This window comes from Demequina rhizosphaerae (assembly GCF_000971255.1).
GTDB classification, from domain to species: domain Bacteria; phylum Actinomycetota; class Actinomycetes; order Actinomycetales; family Demequinaceae; genus Demequina; species Demequina rhizosphaerae.
On the sequence record NZ_BBMC01000008.1, the window covers coordinates 140,313 to 165,542 of the forward strand.

The following is a 25,230-nucleotide window of genomic DNA, read 5'->3' on the forward strand; positions in this document are numbered from 1 at the left end:
GAGAGAGAAAAATGACCACCATCACCCTCCACCCGGACTTCCGGGTGGGCACCATCGACCGTCGCGTCTTCGGCTCGTTCGTCGAGCACATGGGCCGCTGCGTCTACACCGGCGTCTACGAGCCCGGCCACGAGACCGCCGACGAGCACGGGTTCCGCGGCGACGTCGCGGAGCTCACCCAGGAGCTCGGCGTCACGATGCTGCGCTACCCGGGCGGCAACTTCGTCTCCAACTACGTGTGGGAGGACGGCGTGGGCCCGGTCGAGGACCGCAAGCCGTTCCTCGACCTCGCGTGGCGCACCGTCGAGCCCAACCTCGTGGGCACCGACGAGTTCCTCCAGCACTGCGAGCGTCAGGGCATCGAGCCGATGATGGCCGTCAACCTCGGCACGCGCGGGGTCGACGCCGCCGTCGCGCTCCTCGAGTACTGCAACGGCGAGGCCGGCACCAAGTGGGCCGACATGCGCATCGCCAACGGTCGCGAGAAGCCCTACGGCGTCAAGCTGTGGTGCCTGGGCAACGAGATGGACGGCCCGTGGCAGATCGGCCACAAGGACGCGCACGAGTACGGCAAGCTCGCCGCCTCGACGGGCCGCGCGATGCGTCAGGTGGACCCGTCGATCGAGCTGGTCGCGTGCGGCTCGAGCTCGATGATGATGGACACGTTCGGCGAGTGGGAGCGCACCGTGCTCTCGTACTGCTACGACGTGGTCGACCACATCTCGATGCACGCGTACTACGAGGAGATGGACGGCGACCGCACGTCCTTCATCGCCTCGGGCACCGCGATGGCGACGTTCATCGAGCGCGTGGCCGCCTCGGCCGACGCGATCGGCGCGCAGAAGCGCTCCGACAAGCAGATCACCATCAGCTTCGACGAGTGGAACGTCTGGTACCTGTTCTCGCGCTTCGTGGGCGAGACGAACCTGCCGATCCAGCGCGACGCCCCGCGCATCATCGAGGACCGCTACTCGGGCCTCGACGCGGTGGTCGTCGGCGACATGATCGTGTCGCTGCTGTCGCACGCGGACCGCGTGGCGATCGGCTGCCTCGCGCAGCTCGTCAACGTCATCGCCCCGATCATGACCGAGCCGGGCGGCGCCGCGTGGAGGCAGACCACCTTCCACCCCTTCGCGACCGCCGCGCGCCTCGCCCAGGGCGACGCGCTGCAGGTCAAGATCGACGGCGACACCATGGCCACCAAGAAGCACGGCGACGTGCCGACGGTGACCGCCGCCGCCACGATCGACCCGGAGACGGGCGCGCTCGCGCTGTTCGTCACCAACCGCACCGCCGAGGAGCGGGTCGTGACGCTGCGCACGCCCGGCGCCGAGGCCCGGATCGAGGGCGGCACGGCCGTGCTCGCCGACCACGAGGGTGCGCGCGAGGACCAGGCGGCGGCCGAGGCGTACGGCATGGTCGACGCGCTGCCCGTCTCGCACGAGGACGGTGCGATCACGCTGCGCCTCGCGCCGGAGTCGTGGACGGCGTTCCACGGCACGATGCGCGGCTAGAGACGTCGCGTCCGCGCCCGGAGGGCACGCGGACCGCGCGTCGTGTCCGGGGGGAGGACGGCGCGCCGACGACGGAACGCGCCGCGGGGCTTCGGCTCCGCGGCGCGTTCGTGTCTCCGGGCGCGGCGGCGGCCGCCGCATCGTCGTAGTGCTCGACGGGTGGACCGCCGCATCGTCCCCGTCCGGCGCCCCTCAGGCGCGTCGGTCGGAGAGCCGCGCGGCGCCACCGGCGCGGTGCGTGCCGAGAACAAGAGGCGAGGCCGCCGCGTCGCCGCGGGGCGCTCGGGCCGGTCAGCTGTTGTTCTTGTTCTTCTTCTTGTTGTCGACCGGGTTGTCCGGCAGGATGCGCGGCGCGGGTTCGGGCGTCACGAGCGACGCCGGCAGGCACTGCGCGTTGGCCGACAGCACGGCGTCGGGGTCGAGCTCGGGCGCGAGCGTGGAGCGCAGGTCGCCGGTCTCGGCGAAGCCCTCGCCCAGCACGATGTCGACCAGCGTGCCCTCGCGGTTGTCGAGGACCATGTCGACCTCGCCGTCGAAGTTCAGCGCGACCGTGTACGCCTGGCGCACGCCGTCCGCCCCGAAGTAGATGCGCACGTAGTCGCCGTAGGTGCGGCCCCAGTTCTCCGTGCTCACGATCACGTAGTTGCGGCCGTCGAGGTCGTCCGCGACGCTGCTCGCGAGGCCGTTGGTGTCCGTGCCGTTGAGGATCCGGACGCCGACGTTGGTGTGGCGCATCGGGGTCGAGTTCGACGGCGGGCACACGAGCGTGACGTCGCTGTCGAACGCCCCGGCGGGGGTGACGAACTCCTGCGAGAACGGGCCATCGACGTCGCCCTTGTACACGCCCGCGGCGAAGACGCCCGCGAAGGTGACGGCGATGAGGAGCACGCCGAAGACGATGATCTGGCGCTCGCGACGGTGACGGCGCACCTGAGCGCGGCGGGCGTCGGGACGTCCGTTCGCTCGGTCGGTCACAGGCACCATCCCGTCACTGAGTACTGCTACTGGCGGAGGATAGGGGATTCGAACCCCTGAGGGCTTGCACCCAACACGCTTTCCAAGCGTGCGCCATAGGCCACTAGGCGAATCCTCCAGGCCCGGCAATGGTACACGTGTCGAGACGATGCGTCGAAACGCCTCCCCGTGACGCTTCAGGCACGTCCCGCGGCCGGGTGCCGGCGCACGGGAGCGCCCCCGGATCCGGTTAGACTGGTCCGCGACCCCTCACGTGGCGATACCTCGCCCAACTCCCCCAGGTCAGGGATGAAGCAAGGGTAAGCGGGCTCTGTCGGGTGCGTGGGGGGTCCTTTCATGCCCGGGCGGGCCTATGGACGATGCCGTCCGCGCCGTCGGAGGGCCCCACTAGAGTCGAACCCGTGACCACAGCCCTGTACCGCCGCTACCGTCCCGACACCTTCGCGGACGTCGTGGGGCAGGAGCATGTCACCACGCCCCTCATGCAGGCGCTGCGCGCCGACCGCGTCAACCACGCGTACCTGTTCTCGGGCCCCCGCGGCTGCGGCAAGACCACGTCGGCCCGCATCCTCGCGCGCTGCCTCAACTGCGAGAAGGGCCCCACGGACACCCCGTGCGGCTCATGCCAGTCCTGCGTCGAGCTCGCGCGCGGCGGGGCGGGCTCCGTGGACGTCGTCGAGATCGACGCCGCCTCGCACAACGGCGTGGACGATGCACGCGAGCTGCGCGAGCGCGCGGCCTTCGCCCCCGCCCGCGACCGCTACAAGATCTTCATCCTGGACGAGGCCCACATGGTCACGCCCCAGGGCTTCAACGCGCTGCTCAAGCTCGTCGAGGAGCCGCCGCCGCACGTGCGATTCATCTTCGCGACCACGGAGCCGGAGAAGGTCATCGGCACCATCCGCTCACGCACGCACCACTACCCGTTCCGGCTCGTGCCGCCGCCGGTGCTGCAGGGCTACCTCGAGACTCTCTGCGAGGCCGAGGACGTGACCGTCGCGGGCGGCGTCCTGCCGCTCGTGATCCGGGCCGGGGGCGGGTCGGTCCGCGACACCCTGTCGGTGCTCGACCAGCTCATGGCGGGCTCCGACGACTCGGGCGTGAGCTACGACCGCGCCATCGCGCTGCTGGGCTTCACCGACGCGACGCTGCTCGACGACGCCGTGGACGCCGTGGCCGCCGCCGACGGCGGCTCGCTCTTCGACGTCGTCCAGCGCGTCATGTCCACCGGCCACGAGCCGCGCCGCTTCGTCGAGGACCTGCTCGAGCGCCTGCGCGACCTGCTGGTCCTGTGCGCGGCCGGCGACGCCGGCGTGCGCGCCCTGGGCGCGATGCCCGAGGACCAGCTCGAGCGCATGGAGGGTCAGGCGCTCCGCCTGGGCCTCGCACGCGCGTCGGGCGCCGCGGACCTCGTCAACGACGCGCTCACGCACATGGTCGGCGCCACGTCGCCGCGCCTGCACCTCGAGCTGCTGTGCGCCCGCCTGCTCGCCGCGGACCCGGGCGCCGCTCCCGCGATGCCCGCGCCGGCTCCGGTGGCCGCTCCGGTGGCTGCGGCGGCCGCTCCTGCTCCCGCTCCCGCTCCGGCGGCTGCTCCGGCGGCTGCGGCGCCTGCTCCGGCTCCGGCCCCCGCTCAGGCCCCGGCTCCGGCCGCCCAGCCGCGTGGCGCCGACGCTCCCGCACCGGCTACCGCACCCGCTGCCGCGCCTGCATCGCGCCCGGCCCCGGCTCCCGAGCCCGCCCGTCCCGCCGCGGCGGCACCCGCACCCGCGCCGGCGGCTGTGCCCGCGGAGCCGGCTGTCGCACCGTCCGGGGGCACGGCCGACACCGAGCTCGTCCGGCGCCGCTGGCCCGAGGTGCTCGGCACGCTCGAGCGCTGGCGCGTGACCTGGACGCTCGTGAGCCAGAACGCGCAGGTCTCGTCGGTCGCGGACGGGGTGCTCAGCCTCGCCGTCTCGAACCCGAACCTCGTGTCGATGCTCGACGGCGGCAAGCACGCCGAGAACCTCCAGCTCGCGATCCGCGAGACGCTCGGCATGCAGCTGAAGATCACCGCGGTCGCCGGCCCGGTCGCACCGGCCGCGAGCGCACCCCGGGCGGCCGCACCCGCTCCGCGTCCCGCATCGTCCCCCGCCCCGCAGCCGGCGACCGTGCCCGCCGCGGCACCGGCACCCGCTCCTGCTCCAGCGAAGCCCGCTCCTGCACCGTCCTCCGAGGCCCCTCCGCCGTGGGACGTCCCGCCGCCCGAGGACGAGCCGCCGTTCCACGACGAGGAGGAGATCTCCGCGGACGACGCGCGCGCCGACGACTCCGGCCTCAGCGCCGCGGAGATCCTCGCGAAGGAGCTCGGCGGGACCGTCATCGAGGACTGAGCCGCGGCTGACCGTCGGCGTCCCCGCCCGGGCCTACGCTTGTCCCCATGTACGACGGCGCGGTTCAGGACCTCATCGACGAGCTCGGGCACCTCCCGGGCATCGGCCCCAAGAGCGCCCAGCGCATCGCGTTCCACATCCTGTCGGCGGACCCGACGGACGTGCGCCGCCTCGCCGAGGCCATCACCACGGTCAAGGAGAAGGTGCGCTTCTGCACCATCTGCGGCAACGTCGCCGAGTCGGAGCAGTGCCGCATCTGCACGGACGCCCGCCGCGCCGAGGACCTCCTGTGCGTGGTCGAGGAGCCCAAGGACGTCGTGGTCATCGAGCGCACGCGCGAGTTCCGCGGGCGGTACCACGTGCTCGGCGGCGCGATCGATCCGATGAACGGCGTGGGGCCCGACGACCTGCGCATCCGCGAGCTCCTCACCCGCCTGGGCGACGGCAAGATCGAGGAGGTCATCATCGCGACCGACCCCAACATCGAGGGCGAGGCCACCGCGACCTACCTCACGCGCATGCTCGTCCCCATGGGCGTCACGGTCTCGCGCCTCGCGTCCGGCCTGCCCGTCGGCGGCGACCTCGAGTACGCCGACGAGGTCACCCTCGGCCGCGCCTTCGAGGGCCGCCGCAAGGTCAGCTAGCGGCGCGCCCCGCCCCGCCCCGCCCCACGACAGTCCGCACGGATCCGAACGCGACACGCCGGCGCCCGGCCCCGAATCGGGCCGGATCACCGGCGTGGCGACCTGAGCTCCGTGCTGACTGTCGAAGAGGTCAGGCCACGCGCGAGCCCGCGCGCAGCTTCTTGTAGGGCACCCGCAGGCGGGCGATGACGATCCAGATCGAGCCGAGCAGCAGAGCACCCTGGACGCCGAGGCCGATCCACGGCGCGCGGTCGTAGGTCGAGCGCTCCTGCTGCTCGGCCTCCCAGTCGCCCTCGCCGGTGTAGCCCTCGCCGCTGGCGTCGGCGACGATCATGGCGCACTCGTCGAACTGGGTCCCGGCAAGATCCGCGTCCGACGGGCCGATGCGCCAACCGCTCACCGCGGCGTGCATCTCCGCGAAGAGGCCGGGGGCCGCGCGACCGTCCTCCTCCCAGGTCTCGTAGCTGACGATCGGCGACATCTCGCCGATCATCACCACCGGGTTGGCGAGCACGATCCACGCGGTCCGCTCGGTGTGCGGGACCGCGTAGGTCCACGGGTCGGGGTCCGTGGTGCAGGGCAGCGTCGCGGGATCGACCTCCGACCAGTCCCAGGTGTCGTACGCGGCGCGCTGCTCGTCCGTCAGCGCCTCGTAGTCGACGTATCGGGAGGTGTTCGTCACCGACTCGGACACGAGGGGCTGCGTGAACACAAACGTGAGCAGCGTGCCGAGCAGCAAGAAGCCCGTCGTGAGGTGCGCGAGCGACACCGACGCCACGGCGCGCGCCGCGAGCGACGACCACGCCAGGCCGATCGCGGTCGAGGTGAGCACCACCAGCAGGATCGCCGCGAGCACGATCGCGAGCTCGTCCCCGTGCCAGCCCGACCGCACGAACGCGTAGACAAGCAAGGGCGCGATGGTGAGCAGCACGAAGAACGCGATCAGCCACGACGACAGCAGCTTGCCCAGCGCGAGGTCGCCCGCGGTGAGGCGGGTCATCTGCAGGGGTGCGAGCACGCCCTCGGACGAGTCGCCGTTGATCGACGTGGCCGCGAGCGACGGCGCGATGAGCATGCCGGCACCGAGCACCAGCACGAGCACCATCTCGAGCGGGATCGACGTGAGGCCGTCCGGCGCGACCATCGCGACGAGGATGCCCAGGCCCAGGATCACGGCGACGAGCAGCCCGTAGAAGATCCACCCCTTGACGGTGGGCCGGCGGCGGCGCAGCTCGATCCCGGTCACCAGCCACACGCCGCGCGGGGTGGGCAGCCACGGGTTGCCCTCGATGGACGGACGGGCGGACGATGCGGCCGCGGGCTCGGGCGCCTCGGCGGGCGCCGGGTTCTGGTCCACGAGGGTCATCGCCGCTCCTCCTCCATCGCCATGTACGTCTGCTCGAGCGCGCTGCCGGCGGGGCCGAAGCGGTGCACCTTGACGCCTCGCGACATCAGCCATGCGAGGGCCTGGAAGGCCTCCTCCTCGCTGCCGACGCGGACGACGACGCCGGAGGGCTCGTCGTCGAACGGCACCCCGCCCTCCGCGAGCACGTCCCTGAGCGCCGCATCGTCCAGCGTCGCGACGCGGTAGCGGCGCTTGGCGTCGGCGACCTTCTCCGCGGCCTCGTCGCCGAGCGTGCGCCCCTTCGACATGAACACCGCGTCGTCGACCATCTCGTCGAGCTCGGCGAGAACGTGGCTGGAGACCAGCACGGCCTTGCCGTCGGCCGCGAGCTCGCGCACGAGCGTGCGCAGCTCGACCCGCGAGCGCGGGTCGAGCCCGTTGGCCGGCTCGTCGAGCAGCAGCACCTGGGGGTCGTTCATGAGCGCCCGCGCGAGCGACAGCCGCTGCTTCTGTCCGCGCGACAGCACGCGCGTGGGCCGGTCCGCGAACTCCGACAGGTGCACCATGTCGAGCAGCCCGGCGCCGCGCTCGCGTGCCTCGTGCTTGTGCAGCCGGTAGCCGCGGCCCATGAGCGTGAGCGTCTGGAGGCACGTGAGGTTGTCCCAGGACCCGAGCTGGTCCGGCATCCACCCGATCGCGGCCCGCACCGCCGCCGAGTCGTGGCGCGGGTCCGCGCCCGCGACGCGGATCTCGCCCGCGTCGGGCCGCAGCAGGCCCGCGAGCATGAGCATGAGCGTCGTCTTGCCGCAGCCGTTCGGCCCGATGAGCGCGGTCACGCTGCCCGGCCGGACCTCGAGCGTCGCGTCGGCGACCGCCTGCACCGATCCGAAGGCGCGTGCCACGCCGTGCGCGCTGATCGCGGACGTGGCCACGATCGTGTCTGTCGCCGTCATGGGCGATCCCCCAGCTTCCCTCCGACCCGGGCCCCTCGCCGCGCGCCGTGTGCCTACGCTCCCACACGCGACGCCGCATCCACCTCAGGGACACCCCGGATGTCACCCCTGATATTCACGCGTCCGGGCGACCGTCCTTGACGGCGGGGGCGCGCATCGGGACACCCTGGACGCATGACCCTCCCCCGACGCACCCTCGGCCGGGGCACGGCCGCGCTCGACGTCTCCGTCCTGGGTCTCGGCTGCATGGGGATGAGCGACTTCTACGGGACCGCGGACGAGGCCGAGGCGGTCGCGACCCTCCATCGCGCGCTCGACCTGGGCGTGACCCTGCTCGACACCGCCGACATGTACGGGCCGTTCACCAACGAACGCCTCGTCGGCGGCGCGATCACCGGCCGCCGCGACGAGGTGCAGATCGCGACCAAGTTCGGCAACGAGCGCCGCCCGGACGGCTCGTGGGTAGGGCTCAACGGATCGCCGGACTACGTCCGGCGGGCGTGCGACGCGTCGCTCGAGCGGCTCGGCGTCGAGCGCATCGACCTCTACTACCAGCACCGCGTGGATCCCCGGGTCCCCATCGAGGACACCGTGGGCGCGATGGGCGAGCTGGTCGCCGCGGGCAAGGTGCGCGGGATCGGCCTGTCCGAGGCGAGCGCCGCCACCATCCGGCGCGCGCACGCGGTCCACCCGCTCACAGCGCTCCAGACCGAGTACTCGCTGTTCTCGCGCGACCTCGAGGCCGAGATCCTGCCGACGCTCCGCGAGCTCGGCGTCGGCCTGGTGCCCTACAGCCCGCTGGGCCGGGGGATGCTCACGGGCGCGCTCGACGCGGCGGCGCTCGACCCGGACGACTTCCGCACCACCGCGTACCCGCGGTTCATGGGCGAGGCGCGCGACGCCAACCTCGCCCTGGTGGACGCGCTCGTCGCGCTCGCGCGGGACAAGGGCTGCATGCCGGGCCAGCTCGCGCTCGCCTGGGTGCTCGCGCACGGCGACGACGTGGTCCCCATCCCCGGCACGACGCGGGTGCGCCATCTCGAGTCCAACGCCGCGGCGGCCGGCATCGCGCTCACGGCCGAGGACCTGGCGGCCATCGAGGCCGCGGTGCCCGCCGATGCCGTGGTGGGTGAGCGCTACGCGAGCATGCGGTCGATCGACCGGTGAGCGCGAGGCCCGTTCACTCCGTGGCGATCGCGAGCCTCTCCTCGAACGCGTAGCCGGCGCGCACGTCGCGGAGCGGGTCGCCGTAGACGATGGTCGACCGCCCCTCCGCGTGGACCGGCGCGTCGACGCGGCCGTCGCGGATCAGCGCGAGCCAGTCCCCGTGGACCGCGTCCGCGAGCGCCTGGGGCGCGTCGGGCCCGGTGCGGCGCAGCGCGGTGGGATCCCGCAGGATGTCGAAGCCGAACGGCACGTCGAGGCAGTGGCCGGCGATCCCGTCGACGGGGCTGGTCCAGCGGAAGTCGTAGGCCCAGGTGCGAGGCGAGGCTCCGCCCCGGGCGCGCAGCCCCGCCCATCGTCCGACGTGGCGGCGGAAGACGGCCTGCGTGACCGCCTGGCCCGCGGCCCTGGTCCCGTCCGCGCCGGGCACGCCCGCGAGCAGCTCGTCGCGCAGCTCCTCGGGCACGCCCTGCCTCGCGAGCACCTCGCGCGGGTCGCCCGCGGTGAGCTCGGGCGGCGCCGACGCGAGCGACAGGTCGAACTCGTGGGCCGTGGCGCCCACCAGCAGCGGCACGCCCTCGCCGACCCCCGCCTCGATCGCCTCGGCGATGCCCGTCGGGACGAGGTCGCCGTCGATCACCGGCGACAGCACGAGGTCGTCGCCGAAGGTCCCCGCGAGCGGGTCCTCGCCCTCCCCAGGCGGCTCCTCGTGGGACTGCGCGTCGAGGATCTGCGCCTCGGACAGTGTCCGCAGGCCCTCGAGGTCCGGCGCGACGCCGAGCCTGGCCGCGCCCGCGACCGTGACCTCGCGCGCCTTGTCCGCGCGGACGGGCGCGTCCGCGGGCGAGAGCGCGAGCACCGCGCGGAACAGCCCCTGGGCGGCGGGCATCGTGAGGAGCCGCATCACCGCCGCCCCTCCCGCCGACTGTCCGGCGATGGTCACCTTCGCCGGGTCGCCCCCGAACGCGCGGATGTTCTCCTGCACCCACGCGAGCGCCACGAGCCAGTCGAGCACGCCGCGGTTGAGCGGGGCGCCGTCGATCCAGCCGAAGCCGTCGAAGCCGAGCCGGTACGACGGCGCGACCGTCACGACGCCGTCGCGATGGAAAGCCTGGCCGCCGTACCAGGGGCTCGCGTGCGACCCCGCGACGAAGCCGCCGCCGTGGATGTACACGAGCACCGGCAGGCCCGCGTCGGGCGAGGGGTCCGGCGTGCCCACGTCGAGCGTGAGCATGTCGTCGCCCGGGACCGACGGCTCGGGGATGAACGGGTCGGGCCACGGCGAGCGGCGCTGCGGCGTGGCCCCGTGCAGCGTCGCGGTGCGCACGCCGTCCCACGGGGCGCGCGGCACGGGCGCGAGGAAGCGGCGCTCGCCGACGGGCGGCTCGGCGTACGGGATGCCGAGGAAGATCGCGGCACGGCTCGCGGAGCCGTCCACGGAACGATGCTCGCGCCAGGCGCCGCTGACGGCGCCGGCGGACGTCCAGACCACGGGGGCGACGGTGCTCACGCGACCCACCCTAGGGGCGCACGTTGCGGCGCGCCCGTGACCCGCGCATCGTGCCTCCGCACGCGGCCCGCACGGGGTGCACGGGTGCCCCTAGAATGAGACACCGTGTCCGCCCTGCGGTCACGGACCCCCATTCCTCCTGGAGTCTTGCATGTCGCTTGTGGTGCAGAAGTACGGCGGATCGTCGGTCTCCGACGCCGAGGCGCTGAAGCGCGTCGCGCGTCGCGTGGCCGACACGGTGCGGGAGGGCCACGACGTGGTCGTCACGGTGTCCGCGATGGGCGACACGACGGACGAGCTGATCGACCTCGCGAACGAGGTGACGGGCTCGCCGGACCCGCGCGAGATGGACATCCTCCTCACCGCGGGCGAGCGCATCTCGATGGCGCTGCTCGCGATGGCGATCGACTCCGAGGGCGTGCCCGCGCAGGCCTTCACCGGCCCGCAGGCGGGCGTCATCACCACCGAGCACCACGGCCGCGCGCGCATCATCGACGTCGCGCCGGGCCGTCTGCAGCGCGCGCTGCAGCAGGGCAAGGTCGCGATCGTCGCCGGCTTCCAGGGCCTCAACCAGGAGACGCAGGACGTCACCACGCTCGGCCGTGGCGGCTCCGACACCACCGCGGTCGCCCTCGCGGCGGCCCTCGGCGCGGACGTGTGCGAGATCTACACGGACGTGGACGGCGTGTTCTCCGCCGACCCGCGCATCGTCCCCGCCGCCCGCAAGCTCGCACGCATCACCTACGAGGAGATGCTCGACATGGCCGCGTCCGGCGCGAAGGTGCTCATGCCCCGCTGCGTCGAGTACGCGCGCCGGTTCAACGTGCCCATCCACGTGCGCTCGTCCTTCTCCGGCCTGGAGGGGACGTGGGTCGTGGGGGAGACTGAAGAAGGAGACGAGATGGAAGACCCGATCATCGCGGGAGTCGCGCACGACCGGTCCGAGGCGAAGATCACCGTCACGGGCGTCCCGGACGTGCCCGGATCCGCCGCGCGCCTGTTCGAGGCCGTCGCGCGCGCCGACGTCAACATCGACATGATCGTCCAGAACGTGTCCGCGACGAACACGGGCGTCACGGACATCTCCTTCACGCTTCCCGGCGCCTCGGTGCCCTCGGCACTCGCCGCGATCGAGGCCGACCACGAGGCGATCGGCTTCGCGGAGCTCACCACCGACGAGTCGATCGGCAAGGTGTCGCTCATCGGCGCCGGCATGCGCTCCTCGTCCGGCGTCTCCGCGAAGTTCTTCGCGGCGCTGCGGGACGCGGGCGTCAACATCGAGATGATCACCACCTCGGACATCCGCATCTCCGTGGTCACGCGCGACGTCGACCTCGAGAAGGCGGTCAAGGCGGTCCACACGGCGTTCGAGCTCGACTCCACCGAGGGCGAGGCCGTGGTGTACGGAGGGACGGGACGATGAGCCTGCAGATCGCAGTCGTGGGCGCCACCGGTCAGGTGGGCGCCGTCATGCGCGAGCTGGTCGCGGAGCGCTTCCCCTCCGCCGAGGTGCGGTTCTTCGCGTCCGCGCGCTCGGCGGGCAAGGTGCTCGGCCACCTCGGCCGCGACGTCGTCGTCGAGGACGTCGCGTCGGGCGACTACGCCGGCATCGACATCGCGCTGTTCTCCGCGGGCGGCGCGGCGTCGAAGGAGTACGCGCCCAAGTTCGCCGCGGCGGGCGCCATCGTGATCGACAACTCGTCGGCCTGGCGCAAGGACCCCGAGGTGCCGCTCGTCGTCTCCGAGGTCAACCCGGAGGCGCTCGACGACATCCCCAAGGGCATCGTCGCGAACCCGAACTGCACCACGATGGCCGCGATGCCGGTGCTCAAGCCGCTGCACGAGGCCGCCGGCCTCGAGCGGATGGTCGTGTGCTCGTACCAGGCCGTGTCCGGCTCGGGCCTCGCGGGCGTCGAGGAGCTGCACTCGCAGGTGCAGGCGGTGGCCGGCGAGGCCGACCTGCTCGCGCACGACGGGTCCGCGGTCGAGTTCCCCGAGCCCGTGAAGTACGTCGCGCCGATCGCGTTCAACGTGGTGCCGATGGCGGGGTCCGTGGTCGACGACGGCTCGAACGAGACCGACGAGGAGCAGAAGCTCCGCAACGAGTCCCGCAAGATCCTCGGCCTGCCCGAGCTCCTGGTGTCCGGCACGTGCGTGCGCGTGCCCGTCTTCACCGGCCACTCGCTGTCGATCAACGCGGAGTTCGAGCGCGGCATCACGCCCGCCGACGCCTACGAGATCCTCGGCTCCGCGCCGGGCGTCCAGGTCGCGGAGGTCCCGACGCCGCTCGCGGCCGCCGGCGGCGACGTGTCGCTCGTGGGCCGCATCCGCCAGGACCTCTCGCTCGAGGGCACGCGCGGCCTCGTGCTGTTCGTGTCGGGCGACAACCTGCGCAAGGGTGCGGCGCTCAACGCGGTGCAGATCGCGGAGCTGGTCGCGGCCAAGCTGAAGGCGGCCGCGTAGGCGCCCGCCGCATCGTCCCGAAGGCCGGTCTCCCCGTGGGGGAGACCGGCCTTCGTCGTCCGGGCCGCTCGGGCGCCGACCTACCTGCCGCCCCAGACGTCGATCGAGACGTCCGCGGGCATGCCGTAGAAGGTGGGCACCTCCGCATACGTCGCCACCTGGACCCGCGTCCCGTCCGACGTCCGGAGGGATCCGCGGAACCAGTTCCGCTCCGACCTGTCGACCTGTCCCGGCGGCGGCGCGTCGAAGGCGTCGATGTACCAGTCCTCGGGTCCGACCGTGAAGCCCGACTCGTACTCCGACGTGCCGCGCACGCGGAGCACGCCGGTGCCGGTGGCGTAGGGCTCGGGGAGGCCCGAGGCGCAGAACTCGTCCCCGAAGTCGAAGACCCCGCCGCCCGTGTACTCGTAGACCTCCGCATGCACACGTGTGGTGAGCGCGTACCGATCGCCGCCGTCGCGTGTCGGCTTCACCCTCATCGTGGCCACCGGGCGGTCGTTGTCCGGGTACTCGCAGAAGTCCGCCGCCGTCCATCCGACGAACGCCACGTAGTCCTCCACTCCCCCCGTGACCTGGTTGTCGTAGAAGAGCTCGACCGGGTAGTCGGTCGAGTAGGCGCGTCGGTCGCCGTCGGCGCCGGCCGGCGCGGCGAGCGCCGCTGCGAGACCAAGCCCGGCCGCCGCCGTCAGCGCGGCTCGCGCCGCGATGCTGCGTGTCATGATCTTCTCCCTCCGGCCACGGGCCTCCCGGCGGGTGCCGCCTCCGGTAGCGACGCTCGCGGATCGCGGTCAGCGCGGTCGTCCTCGCGTCCGTGCCCCGAGAACAGGCCGGGGCGCCCGGAGGTTGTGCTGCCCCTCGTGGCCCTGACTCCGGCCGACCACCTCTCGGCGGCGAGGCGCGCCGCCCCTACGCGAGCAGCAGCGCCATGCCCCCGGTGATGACGAGCGTGATCAGCGCGGGCGGCAGCGTGCCCTTGAGGAGCTCGCCCTCGCGGCCGGCCAGGCCCACGGTCGCCGCCGCGGCGATGATGTTGTGCGGGCAGATCATGTTGCCGATGGCGGCGCCCGCCCCCTGCGCGCCGATCAGCGGCAGCGGCGACAGCCCGGCCTCGGCGGCGGTGAGGTCCTGGAAGTCCGTGAAGAGGATGTTGGACGACGTCGCCGATCCGGTCATGAACGTGCCGAGCGCGCCGACGAACGGCGACAGCAGCGGCCACGCCGCGCCCGCGCCCGCCGCGGAGACGGCGAGCTGCGTCGTCATGCCCGAGTCGGACATCGTGTAGGCGACCGTCACCATCGCGACCAGCGCGGCGAAGACGGGGATCACCTGCCGGGTCGCGACGGAGAAGGCTCCCCCGACCTCGGCGCGCGTCGCGCGCTGCCACAGGGCCCCGCCCAGGAACGACACGAGCAGCAGCGGGCCGGGGTGGTAGAACGGCTGGATCCCGTCCCCGAAGCTCCCGTCGAACAGGCTCCACGTGACGTTCCACGACTGGGAAGCGTCCTTCACCGGCGGCACCAGCCGGGTGAGCAGCACCAGCGCCACCAGGATCGCGTACGGCGCCGTCGCCGCCAGCAGCCCCATGTGATGCGCCTCGCTTGCCTCGACCTCGTCGGCGGCGTGCTCCACGTCGCGTTCGGCCTGCTCCTCCGGCCCGCTCAGCAGCGCGTGCGCGCGGGCACGCTTCATCACCACGGCGCGCACGATCGCGATGAAGGCTCCCGCGCCCACGATCGACCCCAGCAGGGACGGCAGCTCGGGGCCCACGAAGCGCGCGATGAGCAGGTAGGGCGCGAAGAACGCGACGTACGCGACCGCCATCCACTTCCACGGCGGTCCGGCGGTGGGGATGAGCGTGCCGACGAGCCTCGCGACGACGATCGCGAGCACCGCACCCGACACCACCATGTACGGGGAGACCGCCCACGAGAGGTCGACGGGCGCGTAGTCCACGATCTGCGCCTGCGCGAGCGTCGGCGTGCCGACAGCCCCGAACGGCACGGCGGCGACGTTGCCGGCCATCGCGGCGACCACCGCGGTGACCGGCTTGAACCCGGCCGCCACGAGGAATGGGGCGGACAGTGCCACGGGGGTCCCGAAACCCGCAGCGCCCTCGATGAGCAGGGTGAAGAACCACGCGATGAGCAGCGCCGCGACACGGGGGTCGGGGGTGATCCGCGCGAGACCCGCCTCGATCGCCGCGGTCGCGCCGGTCTTCTGCTGCAGGTGATGGATCCCGAGCGCGGGACCGATGATGAGCATGACGGTCATCGCGGTCCAGGCCGCGCTCGCGACGACCCCCGTCACCCCCTCGACCTGGCCGAAGGCCTCGCCGGTGCCGAAGGAGAAGGTCGTGAGCGCGATGACGACCGCCACGACCGCGGCGGAGACCCCCGCCCAGATCGCCGACCACTTGAGCCCGATCATCAGCACGAGCACCACCGCGATCGGCAGCGCCGCCAGCAGCGTGTCCATCAACGACCCTCCCGTCGCCGACAACGTCCCTGGTTCACGCTAGCGCGAGACGGCCTCCCCGGCGCGGTCGGCGCCGGAGGCCCGCAAACGGGCCCGCACGGCCGCATCGTCCCTGGAGACGCAAGAAGGGCCGGATCCTCGCGGATCCGGCCCTTCTCTCAACCGTCGGGGTGACAGGATTTGAACCTGCGGCCTCCTCGTCCCGAACGAGGCGCGCTACCAAGCTGCGCCACACCCCGGTTTTTGAGCCCGCTAAGAATATCGGACTCGGGGCCGAAACACGAAATCGGCCCTCGCCGGCTCCCGCCGGGCGGCGCTCAGGCCCGCGGCACGAGCGTGAGGATCGTCGCCTCGGGCCGGCACGCGAAGCGGATCGGCGTGTAGGGCGACGTGCCCAGGCCTGCGGAGACGTGGACGTAGGACCCCGCGCCGCCCGAGTCCGGGCGCACGCCCGGCCAGCCGTGGAGGCCGCTCGCGCGGCTCGTGTCGAGGTCGCAGTTGGTGACGAGCGCGCCGTAGAACGGCACGCACACCTGTCCGCCATGCGTGTGGCCGGCGAGGATGAGCTCCGCGCCGTCCGCCGCCATCTCGTCGAGCACGCGCGTGTACGGGGCGTGCGCGACGCCGATGCGGACCGAGGCGTCCGCGACCCGCTCCGCCGGCGCGGGCATGACGTCGCGGCCGATGTGAGGGTCGTCGACGCCCACGAGGTCGAGGACGGACCCCGCCGCCGCGACGGAGCCGCGCGTGTTGTTGAGGTCCACCCAGCCGCCCGCGGCGAGCCCGGCGCGCAGATCCTCGGTGGGAAGCTGCGCCTGGCGCTCCTGGAGGCTGGACGGCCCCGCGAAGTACGCGAGCGGGTTCTTCGGGAGCGGCCCGTGGTAGTCGTTCGAGCCGAACACGAACGCGCCCGGCTTCGACAGCAGCGGCTCGAGCGCCTCGAGCACCGTGGGCACGGCGCCCGGGTGCGCCAGGTTGTCGCCCGTGGTGATGACGGCGTCGACCGGCTCCTGCGCGAGCCTGCGCAGCCATGCGACCTTGCCGTGCTGGGACGGCGTGAGGTGGAGGTCGGACAGATGCAGGAGCCGCAGCGGACGGCTGCCCGCGGGCAGGATCGGCACCTCGACGCGGCGCAGCGCGTACGCGCGCGCCTCGACGAGGGACCAGGCGAGGGCGGCGCCTGCCGCCGCGGCCAGCGCGACCGCCGCGCGCCGCGCCACGATCAGTTGCCCCGTCCGCGGTTGTTGTTGCCGTCGTTGTTGTTGTTGTCCCGGTTGTTCTTGTCGTTGTTGTTGTCCGACGAGTCCTCGGACTTGGGCGCCTTGTCGGTCGCGACCGAGTAGCTCACCGTGGACCCGGGGACCTGCTTGTAGTAGGCGCTCGGCGACTGCGACACGATCGTGCCCGGCGCGTACTCGGTCGAGTAGACCTCCGAGCCCGAGTCCGCGAGGCGGAAGCCGGCCGCCGAGACGACGCCGCTGGCCTCCTCCGGCGTCATGCCGATGATCGAGGGCACCGGCACGGGCTTGCCGTAGAGCACGTCGCTGCCGGCGTCGTCGAAGCCGTCGGCCGGCAGGTCCGCCGTCGCGACGTCCATGTACGCCTTCCATGTGGGCGCCGCGAGCGAGGAGCCGTACAGGTAGGAGTAGTAGGTGCCGTTGAGCGTGATGCCCTGGCCCGGCTCGTCCTCGTTCGGGTTGCCCAGCCACACCGTCGCGACGAGGTTCGGCGTGTAGCCCATGAACCACGTGTGGGTGTTGTTGTTCGCGGTACCGGTCTTGCCGGCCGCGGCACGGCCGTCGGCCAGGTTCACGTACTTGCCGGAGCCGCTCTTCATGACCTCCTGCATCGCGTACACGACGCCGTCGGCGATCTCCTTGTCGATGACCCGCTCGCAATTCTGCGGCGGCACGTCGAGCTCCTTGCCGTTGGCGTCGGTGACGGACAGCAGCGCGATCGGGTCGCAGCGCACACCCTCGTTCGCGAACACCTGCGCCACCTGCGCCATGGTGAGCGGCGACGCGTTCTGGGTGCCCAGCGCAATCGACGGGACCACCTCGATCTCGTTGCCGTCCGCGCGCTGGAAGCCGAGCTTCTCCGCGGTGTCGCGGATGTCGCACAGGTCGAGCTGGTTCGCCATGTTGACGTACGCGGTGTTGACCGAGTTCGCGGTCGCCTTGAGCACGGTCTGCGTGTACGTGAAGGCGTTCTCGACGTTGCCCGGCGACCAGGTGCCGTAGTAGAAGTTCGGGTTGCCCAGGCACGACGCCTTCCACGAGGTGCCCGAGTACGCCTTCTGGGCGCCGCTCACGTTCTGCATGAGCGAGTGCCCGCTGTCGAGCCACTCGGTGAGGATGATCGGCTTGAACGTCGAGCCCGGGGAGAAGCCTCGGGAGCCGCCCCACTCGCGGTCGACGGAGTAGTTGATCGCGGTCGAGCCGTCCTCCTCGGCGGACGGGTCGAACGTCTTCGACTGCGCCATCGCGACGATCTGGCCGGTGTCCGGGTCGAGCGACACGAGCGCCATCGCCCAGCCGCTCGGGTCGTCGGCGGGCAGGGCGTCCTCGAGCGCCTGGTTCGCGGCCTTCTGCTTCTTGAGGTCGAGCGTCGTGATGACGTCCAGGCCACCGCGGCTCAGCAGCTCCGCGCCGGTGAGCTCCGCGCCCTCCTGGTTGAAGACGTCGTCGCGGCGGATGATCTTCGTCACGTAGTCGCAGAAGAACGGCGCGTCCTGGGCGGCCACGCACGAGAACTTGGGGTTCGAGACCTTGAGCGTCTCCTCGACCGGGGTCGAGCTGTACTCGTCGTACTCCTCTGCGGTGAGGAACTCCTGCTGGTACATCTGGAACAGCACGGTGTCGCGGCGGGCCTTAGCGTTCTCCGGGTAGCGGATCGGGTCCCACTTCGACGGGTTCTGCGTGATGCCGGCGATGGTCGCGGCCTCGATCGCGTTGAGGTTCTTCGCGGACTTCGAGAAGTACAGCTGCGACGCGGCCTCGGCGCCGTACGTGTTCGCGCCGAACTGCGCGATGTTGAGGTACTGCTCGAGCACCTGCTCCTTGCCGCAGTCGACCTTGGGGTTGGTCTCGTCGCACTCGACGCCGTACTCGCGGTCGAGGTTCTCCTCGAGCGCGAGGGCGAGGCGCCACTCGCGGATCTTGCGCGACAGCGACACCTCGGTCGCGGCGTCCTGGGCGTCCTCGTCGTCGGACAGGATCGCCTTCTGGAGCAGGGTGTTCTTCACCAGCTGCTGCGTCAGCGTCGAGGCGCCGGGCGAGTCGGGCGACGTGAGGTTGACGTAGGCCGCGCGGAGCAGGCCCTCGCCGTCGACGCCGTGGTGGAGCCAGAAGCGCTTGTCCTCGATCGACACCACCGCGTTCTGCAGCCACGGCGAGATGTCCTCGAGCGGCACCACGACGCGGTTCTGCTCGTAGAACGTCGCGAGCAGGTGCTTGCCGGTGCGGTCGTAGATGTTGGACTGCTGCGGCAGGGTCACCGCGGACAGCTCCTCCGGCAGCTCCTCGAACAGCTCGGCCGACCCGCTCGCCGCCGAGCCGGCCACCGTCACCGCAGGTAGAGCGAGGCCGGCGACCAGGAAGCCGCCCATGATCGACAGGGCGACGAACAGGGACAGCGCGGTGAGCAGCTGGACGAACGTCACCTTCGTGCGGGGGCGCGAGGAGGACCGAGGCATGGAGCAATGGTAAGGGAGGCTCCTGAGAGCCCGGCCCAGGCCCTCCCGGGGCGGCCGTCCCGGACTAGGCTCGGCGACATGACCACCTGGGAATACGCGACCGTACCGCTCATCGACCACGTCACCAAGCAGATCCTCGACCAGTGGGGCGAGGACGGCTGGGAGCTCGTCCAGGTCGTGACCGGCCCGACCGGCGGCCTCGTCGCCTACCTCAAGCGCCCCACCGGGGAGAAGTAGAGGTGTCCGCGAGCCAGCGCCTCGCCGCGCTCGGCCTCGAGCTGCCCGAGGTGGCGACGCCCGTCGGCACCTACGTCCCCGCCCGCCGCCACGGCGACCTCGTCCACACGTCCGGCCAGCTGCCGCTCGCGGACGGCGACCTGCTCGCGGTCGGCGTCGTCGGCCAGCGCGCGGGCGACGTGACGCCCGAGCGCGCCGTCGAGTGCGCGCGTCAGTGCGCCCTCAACGCGCTCGCCGCGGCGGCGCAGGCCGCCGGCGGCCTCGACAGCATCGAGTCGGTGGTCAAGGTCACCGGCTTCGTCGCCTCCGCACCGGGCTTCACCGCCCAGCCCGCCGTCCTCAACGGCGCCTCGAGCCTCATGGTCGAGGTGTTCGGCGAAGCCGGCCGTCACGCGCGCTCCGCCGTCGGCGTCGCGGCGCTGCCGCTCGGCGCGCCGGTCGAGGTGGAGATCACCGTCGCCCTGCGGTCCCTCTAGCGACCGGACGATGCGCGGCCTCCCGGGCCGCGCATCGTCCCCCGCCGCTCCGGTGGCGGGGGATCAGCGCGAGCGGGCGCGCAGGCGCTCGGGCTCGTAGACCTCGACGGCGCCGATGTGCACGTCGATCCAGCCGCGCGACGCGAAGTCCGCGAGCGCCTTGTTGACGGTCTCGCGCGACGCGCCCACGAGCTGCGCGAGCTCCTCCTGCGTGAGCCCGTGCCGGACGGTCACGTGGCCGCGCTCCATGCGGCCGAAGCGGTGGCCGAGGTCGAGGATCGCCTTGGCGACACGGCCGGGCACGTCCGAGAAGACCAGGTCCGCCATCGTGTTCGACTGGCGGCGGATGCGCTGCGCGAGGGCGCGCAGCATGTGGCGCGACATCTCGAGGTGGTCGTCGAGCCACACGTCGAGCACCTGCTTGGGAAGCTCGTAGACGATCGTGTCCTCGACCGTGTGCGCGCGCGACAGGCGCGGGCCCGGGTCGAAGACGGAGAGCTCGCCGAGCATGTCGCCCACGCCCACGAGCGCGAGCAGGTTCTCGCGGCCGTCGCGCGCGGTGCGGGCGAGCTTGACCTTGCCCTTGACCACGACGTAGAGCGCGTGGCCGTCGTCCCCCTCGACGAAGATGTTCTCCCCGCGCGCCAGCTCGCGGCGCCGCATCTGGGAGATGAGGGAGCGCGCGGTGACGGCGTCCATGCCGCCGAACAGCGGCGACGACCGGAGCAGCTGCTCCTCGCGGGCCGCCTCGGGCATGTCAACCCTCCTTCGTCGCCGACTCCGCACGGTGCGCGTGCGCGAGCGCACGGACCATCTGGGCCGTCACATTATCAAGGGTGGCGGCCACACGGGACTCGTACTCACCGAGCCGCGCGTCCAAAGTGTCGAGCTCTGCGAGCGTACCCGCGGAGAAGTCCTCCGCGTCGGGCCACACGGCGGCGGCCAGCTCGGTCGAGGTGGGCGCGCCGGCGGCCAGCGCCTCCCACGAGAGGTCGAGCCCGGCGGACGAGTGAGGCTCGGGCTGCGCGAGCAGCGCGAGGGCCAGGTCGCGGCGGGCGTGGACCAGGCGGCGCCACCAGCGGACGCGGGCCAGCTCGCGGCGCATGTCCCTGCGACGCTGCCGAAGCTCGGCGATGGCGTCCGCAGCGATCGCTGTCGTCACTCGCACCTCCCCTCGCGCCTCGCGCACCCCGTGCGCCTGTCCCTCCGTCTATCGGCGGCGAGGGCGGGGCGCTTGAGCGATCGCTAGGGTGTCGCTCATGGCCGGCCGCACCCCCCTGACCGTCGCATCGTCCACCCAGGAGACGCCCCCCGTGGCGCTCGTGCGGCGGGCCCGCGCGGTCAACCGGGTGCTCGCCGAGGTCTACCCCGATGCGCACTGCGAGCTCGACTACCGCGACCCCTTCGAGCTGCTCGTCGCGACCGTGCTGAGCGCACAGTGCACCGACGTCCGCGTCAACCAGGTCACGCCCGCGCTGTTCGCCCGCTACCCCGACGCGCGCGCCATGGCCGCCGCCGACCGCGACGACCTCGAGGCGCTCATCCGCCCGACCGGCTTCTTCCGCGCGAAGGCGGAGTCGCTGCTCGGGCTCAGCCGCGACCTCGTCGAGCGCTACGACGGCGAGGTGCCTGGCCGCCAGCGCGACCTCGTCACCCTGCGCGGCGTGGGGCGCAAGACCGCCAACGTGGTGCTGGGCAACGCGTTCGACGTGCCCGGCATCACCGTCGACACGCACATGGGGCGCCTCGCGCGGCGCCTGGGGCTCACCGTGAACGAGGACCCCGTGGTGGTCGAGCGCGACCTCATGGCCCTCATCGAGCGACGCGAGTGGACGCTGTGGTCGCACCGCGTGATCTTCCACGGGCGCCGGCGCTGCATGGCGCGCAAGCCCGACTGCGGCAGCTGCGAGATCGCGGCGCTGTGCCCGACCGCGCCCGGCGCGAAGGTCCGGGGCGGCTAGCGCGCGCGTCGCTCGGCTCCCCGCGGCGTGACGGGGAGGGGACGATGCGTGGCTCGGGCGCGGCCGCACCCGGGCGGGGCGGAGGGGCTCAGTGCCCCTTCTCGAGGTCCTCCGGCGCCTCCTCGATGCCGACCTCGTCGGGGTCGACGCCGACGGACCTGCCCAGCTCGTGCGGCTTGGCCATGCGGTTCGCCGGCAGCGGCACCGGGGTCGAGCGGCGCTCGTAGAGCTTGCGGTAGAACCGGTCGCGGGCGCCCAGCAGCGCGGCGCCGAGCACCGCGGCCAGCACGGACGCCGTGAGCACGGAGAGCTTGACGACCTCCGCGTTCTCCCCGCCGAAGGCGAGGTCGCCGATGAGCAGCGACACCGTGAAGCCGATGCCCGCGAGCATGCCCATGCCGGTGACGTCGAGCCACGACAGGCCGCGGTCCAGCTGGGCGCGCGTGAAGGTCGCGACCAGCCACGTCGCGAGGACGATGCCGAGCGGTTTGCCGATGACGAGGCCCGCGATGACGCCGTGGGCGACGGGGCTCGACACGAGCTCCGAGACCGCGTCCGCGTCGATGGTGACGCCGGCGGCGAAGAAGGCGAAGATCGGCACCGCGACCGCGGCCGAGACCGGGCGCCACACGTGCTCCCAGTGCTCCGCGAGCGACGTGCGCTCGCCCTGGCGGGCCACCGCCGGGACCATCATGCCGAGCGCGACGCCCGCGATGGTGGCGTGGATGCCCGACGCGTGCATGAACGCCCACGCCGCGAAGGCGATCGGGAAGAGCAGGAACGGGCTGGCCCAGCCCTTCCGGATGAGCAGGCCGAAGGCGATGATGCAGACGACCGCCGCGCCGAGCCACAGGAAGTTGAGGTCCGACGTGAAGAACACCGCGATGATGATGATCGCGAGCAGGTCGTCCACCACCGCGAGGGTGAGCAGGAACGCGCGCAGGGCGTTCGGCAGCCACTTGCCGACGATCGCGAGCACCGCGATCGCGAACGCGATGTCGGTCGCGGTCGGGACGGCCCAACCCTGCAGCGAGCCGTCGGCGCCCAGGTTGAACACCACGTAGAGCAGCGCCGGGACGGCCATGCCGCCCACCGCGGCGACGATCGGGACGATCGCGGTCGAGGGCTTGCGCAGCTCGCCCGCCACGATCTCGCGCTTGAGCTCGAGGCCGACGACGAAGAAGAAGATCGCGAGCAGGCCGTCCTTGGCCCAGTCGGCGATCGAGAGGTCGAGGTGCAGCGAGTGCGGACCGATCGTGTACTCGCTGAGGTTCTCGTAGAAGCCCTGCAGGCCGGTGTTCGCGAAGATCAGCGCCGCCACCGTGCCGATGAGCAGCAGGATGCCGCCGGCCCGCTCCGTCCGCAGCACATCGACGAGCGTGCGCTCGGTCGACGGCGTGAGCCGTGAGAAGAGGCGGGAGGCGGGCTTGGACGTCATGACGCTCCTGAACGGGAATCTGCGGGAACGCGCCCAATCCTATCCGTGCGGCTAGACGCTCTCCTGTACGCCCGAGCGCTGCGGCTGGGGCGGATCGAAGCGGTAGCCCACGTTGCGCACGGTGCCGATGAGCTGCTCGTGCTCGGCGCCCAGCTTCGCGCGCAGGCGGCGCACGTGGACGTCGACGGTGCGGGTGCCGCCGTAGTAGTCGAAGCCCCACACCTCCTGGAGCAGCTGGTCGCGCGTGTAGACGCGGCCGGGGTGCTGCATGAGGTACTTGAGGAGCTCGAACTCCTTGTAGGTGAGGTCGAGCGGCACGCCCTTGAGGCGGGCCGTGTAGCCGCCCACGTCGACGGTGAGGTCGCCGGAGGAGAACTCCGCGACGCGGTCGAGCGGGTCCGCGGCGTTCGCGCGGCCGATGAGCAGCCGGATGCGGGCCTCGACCTCGGCCGGGGACGCGTCCGCGAGCACCACGTCCGCGGCACCCCAGTCCGCGTTGACGATCGACATGCCGCCCTCGCGCAGGACGAGCAGGAGCGGCACCGCGACGCCGGTGACCTGGACGAGGTTGCAGTTGTTGCGCGCCTCGACGAGGTCCGTGCGGGCGTCGACGACGAGGACGTCGGCGTCCATGGCGTCGAGCATCGCGGACGGCTCGGGCGCGACCACACGGGTCCGATGCGAGAGGAGCGCGAGCGCAGGAAGGACGTCGGCCGCACCGTCTCCTGACGGTGTGAGCACGAGCAGGTCTGCCATCGCCACCTCCGATTGCGCTTCACTCTAGCGGGGCCGGGTCTGAGACACTAACGCCCATGCTTCCCACGACCAGGGCGACCATCAGCGCCGCCGCGGCCGCCCTCGTCGCCGTCGGCGGCTTCCTCGGGACCCGCTATCTCGCGGTCGTGGTCCTCGGCCTCACGGTGCTCCTCGCGATGGGCTGGCCCGTGCTCCTGCGCGCCTCGCGGCGCCGCACCGCCTCGGTCATCCTCATCGGCGGCGGCGTGCTCGCGCTCGTCGCCGTGCTCGTCGGTCGGAACGCGCCGCACCTGCGCCACATGGTGGTCGCCGTCGCGCTCATGGTGATCGCCGCGCTCGTGTCCGAGATCTTCTGGCCGAGCTCGCGCGGCCGCGCCGTCACCTCGGTGGCGGCGACGTGCGCCGGTGCGATCGTCGTGGCGTCCGGCGCCGCCTGGGTGGCGGCGTCGCGCACGCACGGCGCCGAGGACCTCGTCGTCACCGGCGGCGTCGCGCTCGCCGTGTCGGCGATCGTGTCGGTGATGACCCGCAGCTCGGGCGTCAACTCGATCCTCGCGCTCACGCTGGGCACCCTGTCCGGCATCGGCACGGGCGCGCTGTTCCCCGAGCTGCCGTGGTGGGCCGGCGGCAGCGTGGGCCTGCTCTGCGGCGCGATCGTCACGCTGCTCCAGGAGCTCCGCCGCCGCGAGCCGAAGCTCAACGGATGGCTTCCGGGAATCTCCTCGGCCGTCGCCCCTGTTCTCGGAGCGGGCGCGCTCGTCTACATTGGCGGACGACTGCTCGTCGGCTGAGGTCTACCGGAGGTCCCCGTGCTGCTCCGCGTCATCATCGTCATCGCGCTGCTCGTCGTGAGCACCGCGATCGCCCTGTGGTGGAAGCGCCGCCAAGGCGTCGCCCGCGAGGTCGAGCGCGCGGGCGCGCTGTCCTCGGCGACCCTCGGGGCCAAGCGCGGCTACCACGCGACCTTCGTGCAGTTCTCGACGCCCATGTGCGCCAAGTGCCCGCCGACGGCCCAGCTCCTCCGCCGCATCGCCGAGGAGGACCCGCGGGTCGCGCACATCGAGATCGACGCCGCCGAACGGCTCGAGCTCGCGCGCGAGCTCGAGATCATGCGCACCCCGACGATCCTGCTGCTCGACGGCGACGGCGTCGTCGTGTCGCGCATCTCCGGGGCGCCCTCCGAGCAGCAGGCGCGCGACGCGCTCGCCGCCGTGCCGCGCACCGGCACCGACTACACGATCTAGCGGGACCGA

At 72.4% G+C, this 25,230-nt stretch carries 23 protein-coding genes, 2 tRNA genes and 1 other RNA gene; 12 read left to right on the plus strand and 14 right to left on the minus strand.

Going from position 1 to position 25,230, the window contains the following annotated elements; translation table 11 throughout:
• Window positions 1–11: 11 nt before the first annotated feature.
• A complete protein-coding gene (gene arfA, locus AOM07_RS11760; RefSeq protein WP_062314006.1) occupies window positions 12–1,514 on the plus strand; it encodes an arabinosylfuranosidase ArfA in 1,503 nt (500 codons plus the stop codon).
• 291 nt (window positions 1,515–1,805) lie between these two features.
• On the opposite strand, the gene AOM07_RS11765 is transcribed toward arfA, so the two are convergent.
• Both AOM07_RS11765 and AOM07_RS11770 read right to left on the minus strand, forming a co-directional pair.
• On the minus strand, window positions 1,806–2,489 hold the full coding sequence (locus AOM07_RS11765) for a LytR C-terminal domain-containing protein (RefSeq protein ID WP_062314008.1): 684 nt from the start codon (window positions 2,487–2,489) through the stop codon (window positions 1,806–1,808).
• A gap of 30 nt (window positions 2,490–2,519) precedes the next feature.
• Window positions 2,520–2,607: transfer RNA gene (locus tag AOM07_RS11770), tRNA-Ser, on the minus strand.
• A gap of 122 nt (window positions 2,608–2,729) precedes the next feature.
• Between AOM07_RS11770 and ffs the strand changes: the two genes are divergently transcribed.
• From ffs to recR, 3 genes are all read left to right on the plus strand, one after another.
• Window positions 2,730–2,826: signal recognition particle sRNA small type (gene ffs, locus AOM07_RS11775), an RNA gene on the plus strand.
• A 64-nt stretch (window positions 2,827–2,890) separates the two neighbouring features.
• The gene (locus AOM07_RS11780) at window positions 2,891–4,861 is read left to right on the plus strand and encodes a DNA polymerase III subunit gamma and tau (protein ID WP_062314010.1); all 1,971 of its coding nucleotides are present in this window, start codon (window positions 2,891–2,893) and stop codon (window positions 4,859–4,861) included.
• A 47-nt stretch (window positions 4,862–4,908) separates the two neighbouring features.
• Entirely contained in the window at window positions 4,909–5,505 is a 597-nt protein-coding gene (gene recR / locus AOM07_RS11785) for a recombination mediator RecR (RefSeq protein ID WP_062314011.1), read from the plus strand.
• Between the two features lie 130 nt (window positions 5,506–5,635).
• On the opposite strand, the gene AOM07_RS11790 is transcribed toward recR, so the two are convergent.
• Both AOM07_RS11790 and AOM07_RS11795 read right to left on the minus strand, forming a co-directional pair.
• Entirely contained in the window at window positions 5,636–6,871 is a 1,236-nt protein-coding gene (locus AOM07_RS11790; protein ID WP_062314013.1) for an ABC transporter permease, read from the minus strand.
• Window positions 6,868–7,803 (minus strand): ABC transporter ATP-binding protein, encoded by a 936-nt coding sequence (locus AOM07_RS11795; protein ID WP_062314015.1) that lies wholly within the window; start codon window positions 7,801–7,803, stop codon window positions 6,868–6,870. Before AOM07_RS11795 ends, AOM07_RS11790 begins: the two co-directional genes overlap by 4 nt.
• 174 nt (window positions 7,804–7,977) lie before the next feature.
• Between AOM07_RS11795 and AOM07_RS11800 the strand changes: the two genes are divergently transcribed.
• Window positions 7,978–8,970, plus strand: a complete 993-nt coding sequence (locus tag AOM07_RS11800) for an aldo/keto reductase (protein ID WP_062314017.1) — start codon at window positions 7,978–7,980, stop codon at window positions 8,968–8,970.
• Window positions 8,971–8,983: 13 nt separating this feature from the next.
• Here AOM07_RS11800 and AOM07_RS11805 read toward each other — a convergent pair whose 3' ends face one another.
• Window positions 8,984–10,477: a carboxylesterase/lipase family protein gene (locus AOM07_RS11805; protein ID WP_062314018.1), complete on the minus strand. Its 1,494-nt coding sequence runs from the start codon at window positions 10,475–10,477 to the stop codon at window positions 8,984–8,986.
• Between the two features lie 151 nt (window positions 10,478–10,628).
• On the opposite strand from AOM07_RS11805, the gene AOM07_RS11810 reads away from it, so the two are divergent.
• Window positions 10,629–11,900 carry an aspartate kinase gene (locus tag AOM07_RS11810; RefSeq protein WP_172657656.1) on the plus strand — a complete coding sequence of 424 codons (1,272 nt, stop codon included), beginning with the start codon at window positions 10,629–10,631 and terminating at the stop codon, window positions 11,898–11,900.
• Window positions 11,897–12,940: an aspartate-semialdehyde dehydrogenase gene (locus AOM07_RS11815; RefSeq protein ID WP_062314020.1), complete on the plus strand. Its 1,044-nt coding sequence runs from the start codon at window positions 11,897–11,899 to the stop codon at window positions 12,938–12,940. The genes AOM07_RS11810 and AOM07_RS11815 overlap by 4 nt, the downstream gene beginning before the upstream one ends.
• An 80-nt stretch (window positions 12,941–13,020) precedes the next feature.
• Here AOM07_RS11815 and AOM07_RS11820 read toward each other — a convergent pair whose 3' ends face one another.
• The 5 genes from AOM07_RS11820 to AOM07_RS11840 all read right to left on the minus strand — a co-directional run bounded on the left by AOM07_RS11820 (window position 13,021) and on the right by AOM07_RS11840 (window position 19,109).
• The gene (locus AOM07_RS11820; RefSeq protein WP_062314021.1) at window positions 13,021–13,659 is read right to left on the minus strand and encodes a hypothetical protein; all 639 of its coding nucleotides are present in this window, start codon (window positions 13,657–13,659) and stop codon (window positions 13,021–13,023) included.
• 187 nt (window positions 13,660–13,846) lie between these two features.
• Complete coding sequence (locus AOM07_RS11825) at window positions 13,847–15,415, minus strand: L-lactate permease (RefSeq protein ID WP_062314023.1); 1,569 nt, start codon at window positions 15,413–15,415, stop codon at window positions 13,847–13,849.
• A 165-nt stretch (window positions 15,416–15,580) separates the two neighbouring features.
• Window positions 15,581–15,654: transfer RNA gene (locus AOM07_RS11830), tRNA-Pro, on the minus strand.
• A gap of 78 nt (window positions 15,655–15,732) precedes the next feature.
• The gene (locus AOM07_RS11835) at window positions 15,733–16,638 is read right to left on the minus strand and encodes a metallophosphoesterase (RefSeq protein WP_439644924.1); all 906 of its coding nucleotides are present in this window, start codon (window positions 16,636–16,638) and stop codon (window positions 15,733–15,735) included.
• Complete coding sequence (locus AOM07_RS11840; RefSeq protein ID WP_062314025.1) at window positions 16,638–19,109, minus strand: penicillin-binding protein; 2,472 nt, start codon at window positions 19,107–19,109, stop codon at window positions 16,638–16,640. Before AOM07_RS11840 ends, AOM07_RS11835 begins: the two co-directional genes overlap by 1 nt.
• Before the next feature lie 78 nt (window positions 19,110–19,187).
• Between AOM07_RS11840 and sp36 the strand changes: the two genes are divergently transcribed.
• Complete coding sequence (gene sp36, locus AOM07_RS14790) at window positions 19,188–19,346, plus strand: Sp36 family protein (RefSeq protein ID WP_074789164.1); 159 nt, start codon at window positions 19,188–19,190, stop codon at window positions 19,344–19,346.
• A 2-nt stretch (window positions 19,347–19,348) separates the two neighbouring features.
• Entirely contained in the window at window positions 19,349–19,822 is a 474-nt protein-coding gene (locus tag AOM07_RS11845; protein ID WP_062314027.1) for a RidA family protein, read from the plus strand.
• 63 nt (window positions 19,823–19,885) lie between these two features.
• Here AOM07_RS11845 and AOM07_RS11850 read toward each other — a convergent pair whose 3' ends face one another.
• Window positions 19,886–20,578, minus strand: a complete 693-nt coding sequence (locus tag AOM07_RS11850) for a Crp/Fnr family transcriptional regulator (protein ID WP_062314029.1) — start codon at window positions 20,576–20,578, stop codon at window positions 19,886–19,888.
• A gap of 1 nt (window position 20,579) precedes the next feature.
• Window positions 20,580–20,984, minus strand: a complete 405-nt coding sequence (locus AOM07_RS11855) for a hypothetical protein (protein ID WP_062314031.1) — start codon at window positions 20,982–20,984, stop codon at window positions 20,580–20,582.
• A gap of 97 nt (window positions 20,985–21,081) precedes the next feature.
• Here AOM07_RS11855 and nth point away from each other — a divergent pair, with 97 nt between their 5' ends.
• Window positions 21,082–21,783, plus strand: coding sequence for an endonuclease III (gene nth / locus AOM07_RS11860; protein WP_062314033.1), 702 nt, complete (start codon window positions 21,082–21,084; stop codon window positions 21,781–21,783).
• Window positions 21,784–21,871: 88 nt separating this feature from the next.
• On the opposite strand, the gene nhaA is transcribed toward nth, so the two are convergent.
• Window positions 21,872–23,221: a Na+/H+ antiporter NhaA gene (nhaA, locus tag AOM07_RS11865; protein ID WP_082101306.1), complete on the minus strand. Its 1,350-nt coding sequence runs from the start codon at window positions 23,219–23,221 to the stop codon at window positions 21,872–21,874.
• Between the two features lie 51 nt (window positions 23,222–23,272).
• Window positions 23,273–23,977 (minus strand): response regulator transcription factor, encoded by a 705-nt coding sequence (locus AOM07_RS11870; protein ID WP_062314035.1) that lies wholly within the window; start codon window positions 23,975–23,977, stop codon window positions 23,273–23,275.
• A gap of 56 nt (window positions 23,978–24,033) precedes the next feature.
• On the opposite strand from AOM07_RS11870, the gene AOM07_RS11875 reads away from it, so the two are divergent.
• Both AOM07_RS11875 and AOM07_RS15140 read left to right on the plus strand, forming a co-directional pair.
• Window positions 24,034–24,768, plus strand: coding sequence for a hypothetical protein (locus AOM07_RS11875; protein WP_062314037.1), 735 nt, complete (start codon window positions 24,034–24,036; stop codon window positions 24,766–24,768).
• Between the two features lie 18 nt (window positions 24,769–24,786).
• A complete protein-coding gene (locus AOM07_RS15140) occupies window positions 24,787–25,221 on the plus strand; it encodes a thioredoxin family protein (RefSeq protein ID WP_062314039.1) in 435 nt (144 codons plus the stop codon).
• Window positions 25,222–25,230 lie beyond the last annotated feature (9 nt).

Excerpts from the sequence above, each read along its gene's own strand:
- arfA (WP_062314006.1), top strand. The coding sequence starts at position 12 with ATGACCACCATCACCCTCCACCCGGACTTCCGGGTGGGCACCATCGAC.
- recR (WP_062314011.1), top strand. The coding sequence starts at position 4,909 with ATGTACGACGGCGCGGTTCAGGACCTCATCGACGAGCTCGGGCACCTC.
- AOM07_RS11790 (WP_062314013.1), bottom strand. The coding sequence starts at position 6,871 with ATGACCCTCGTGGACCAGAACCCGGCGCCCGCCGAGGCGCCCGAGCCC.
- AOM07_RS11795 (WP_062314015.1), bottom strand. The coding sequence starts at position 7,803 with ATGACGGCGACAGACACGATCGTGGCCACGTCCGCGATCAGCGCGCAC.
- AOM07_RS11800 (WP_062314017.1), top strand. The coding sequence starts at position 7,978 with ATGACCCTCCCCCGACGCACCCTCGGCCGGGGCACGGCCGCGCTCGAC.
- AOM07_RS11810 (WP_172657656.1), top strand. The coding sequence starts at position 10,629 with ATGTCGCTTGTGGTGCAGAAGTACGGCGGATCGTCGGTCTCCGACGCC.
- AOM07_RS11815 (WP_062314020.1), top strand. The coding sequence starts at position 11,897 with ATGAGCCTGCAGATCGCAGTCGTGGGCGCCACCGGTCAGGTGGGCGCC.
- AOM07_RS11820 (WP_062314021.1), bottom strand. The coding sequence starts at position 13,659 with ATGACACGCAGCATCGCGGCGCGAGCCGCGCTGACGGCGGCGGCCGGG.
- AOM07_RS11825 (WP_062314023.1), bottom strand. The coding sequence starts at position 15,415 with ATGGACACGCTGCTGGCGGCGCTGCCGATCGCGGTGGTGCTCGTGCTG.
- AOM07_RS11840 (WP_062314025.1), bottom strand. The coding sequence starts at position 19,109 with ATGCCTCGGTCCTCCTCGCGCCCCCGCACGAAGGTGACGTTCGTCCAG.
- sp36 (WP_074789164.1), top strand. The coding sequence starts at position 19,188 with ATGACCACCTGGGAATACGCGACCGTACCGCTCATCGACCACGTCACC.
- AOM07_RS11850 (WP_062314029.1), bottom strand. The coding sequence starts at position 20,578 with ATGCCCGAGGCGGCCCGCGAGGAGCAGCTGCTCCGGTCGTCGCCGCTG.
- nth (WP_062314033.1), top strand. The coding sequence starts at position 21,082 with ATGGCCGGCCGCACCCCCCTGACCGTCGCATCGTCCACCCAGGAGACG.
- nhaA (WP_082101306.1), bottom strand. The coding sequence starts at position 23,221 with ATGACGTCCAAGCCCGCCTCCCGCCTCTTCTCACGGCTCACGCCGTCG.
- AOM07_RS11870 (WP_062314035.1), bottom strand. The coding sequence starts at position 23,977 with ATGGCAGACCTGCTCGTGCTCACACCGTCAGGAGACGGTGCGGCCGAC.
- AOM07_RS11875 (WP_062314037.1), top strand. The coding sequence starts at position 24,034 with ATGCTTCCCACGACCAGGGCGACCATCAGCGCCGCCGCGGCCGCCCTC.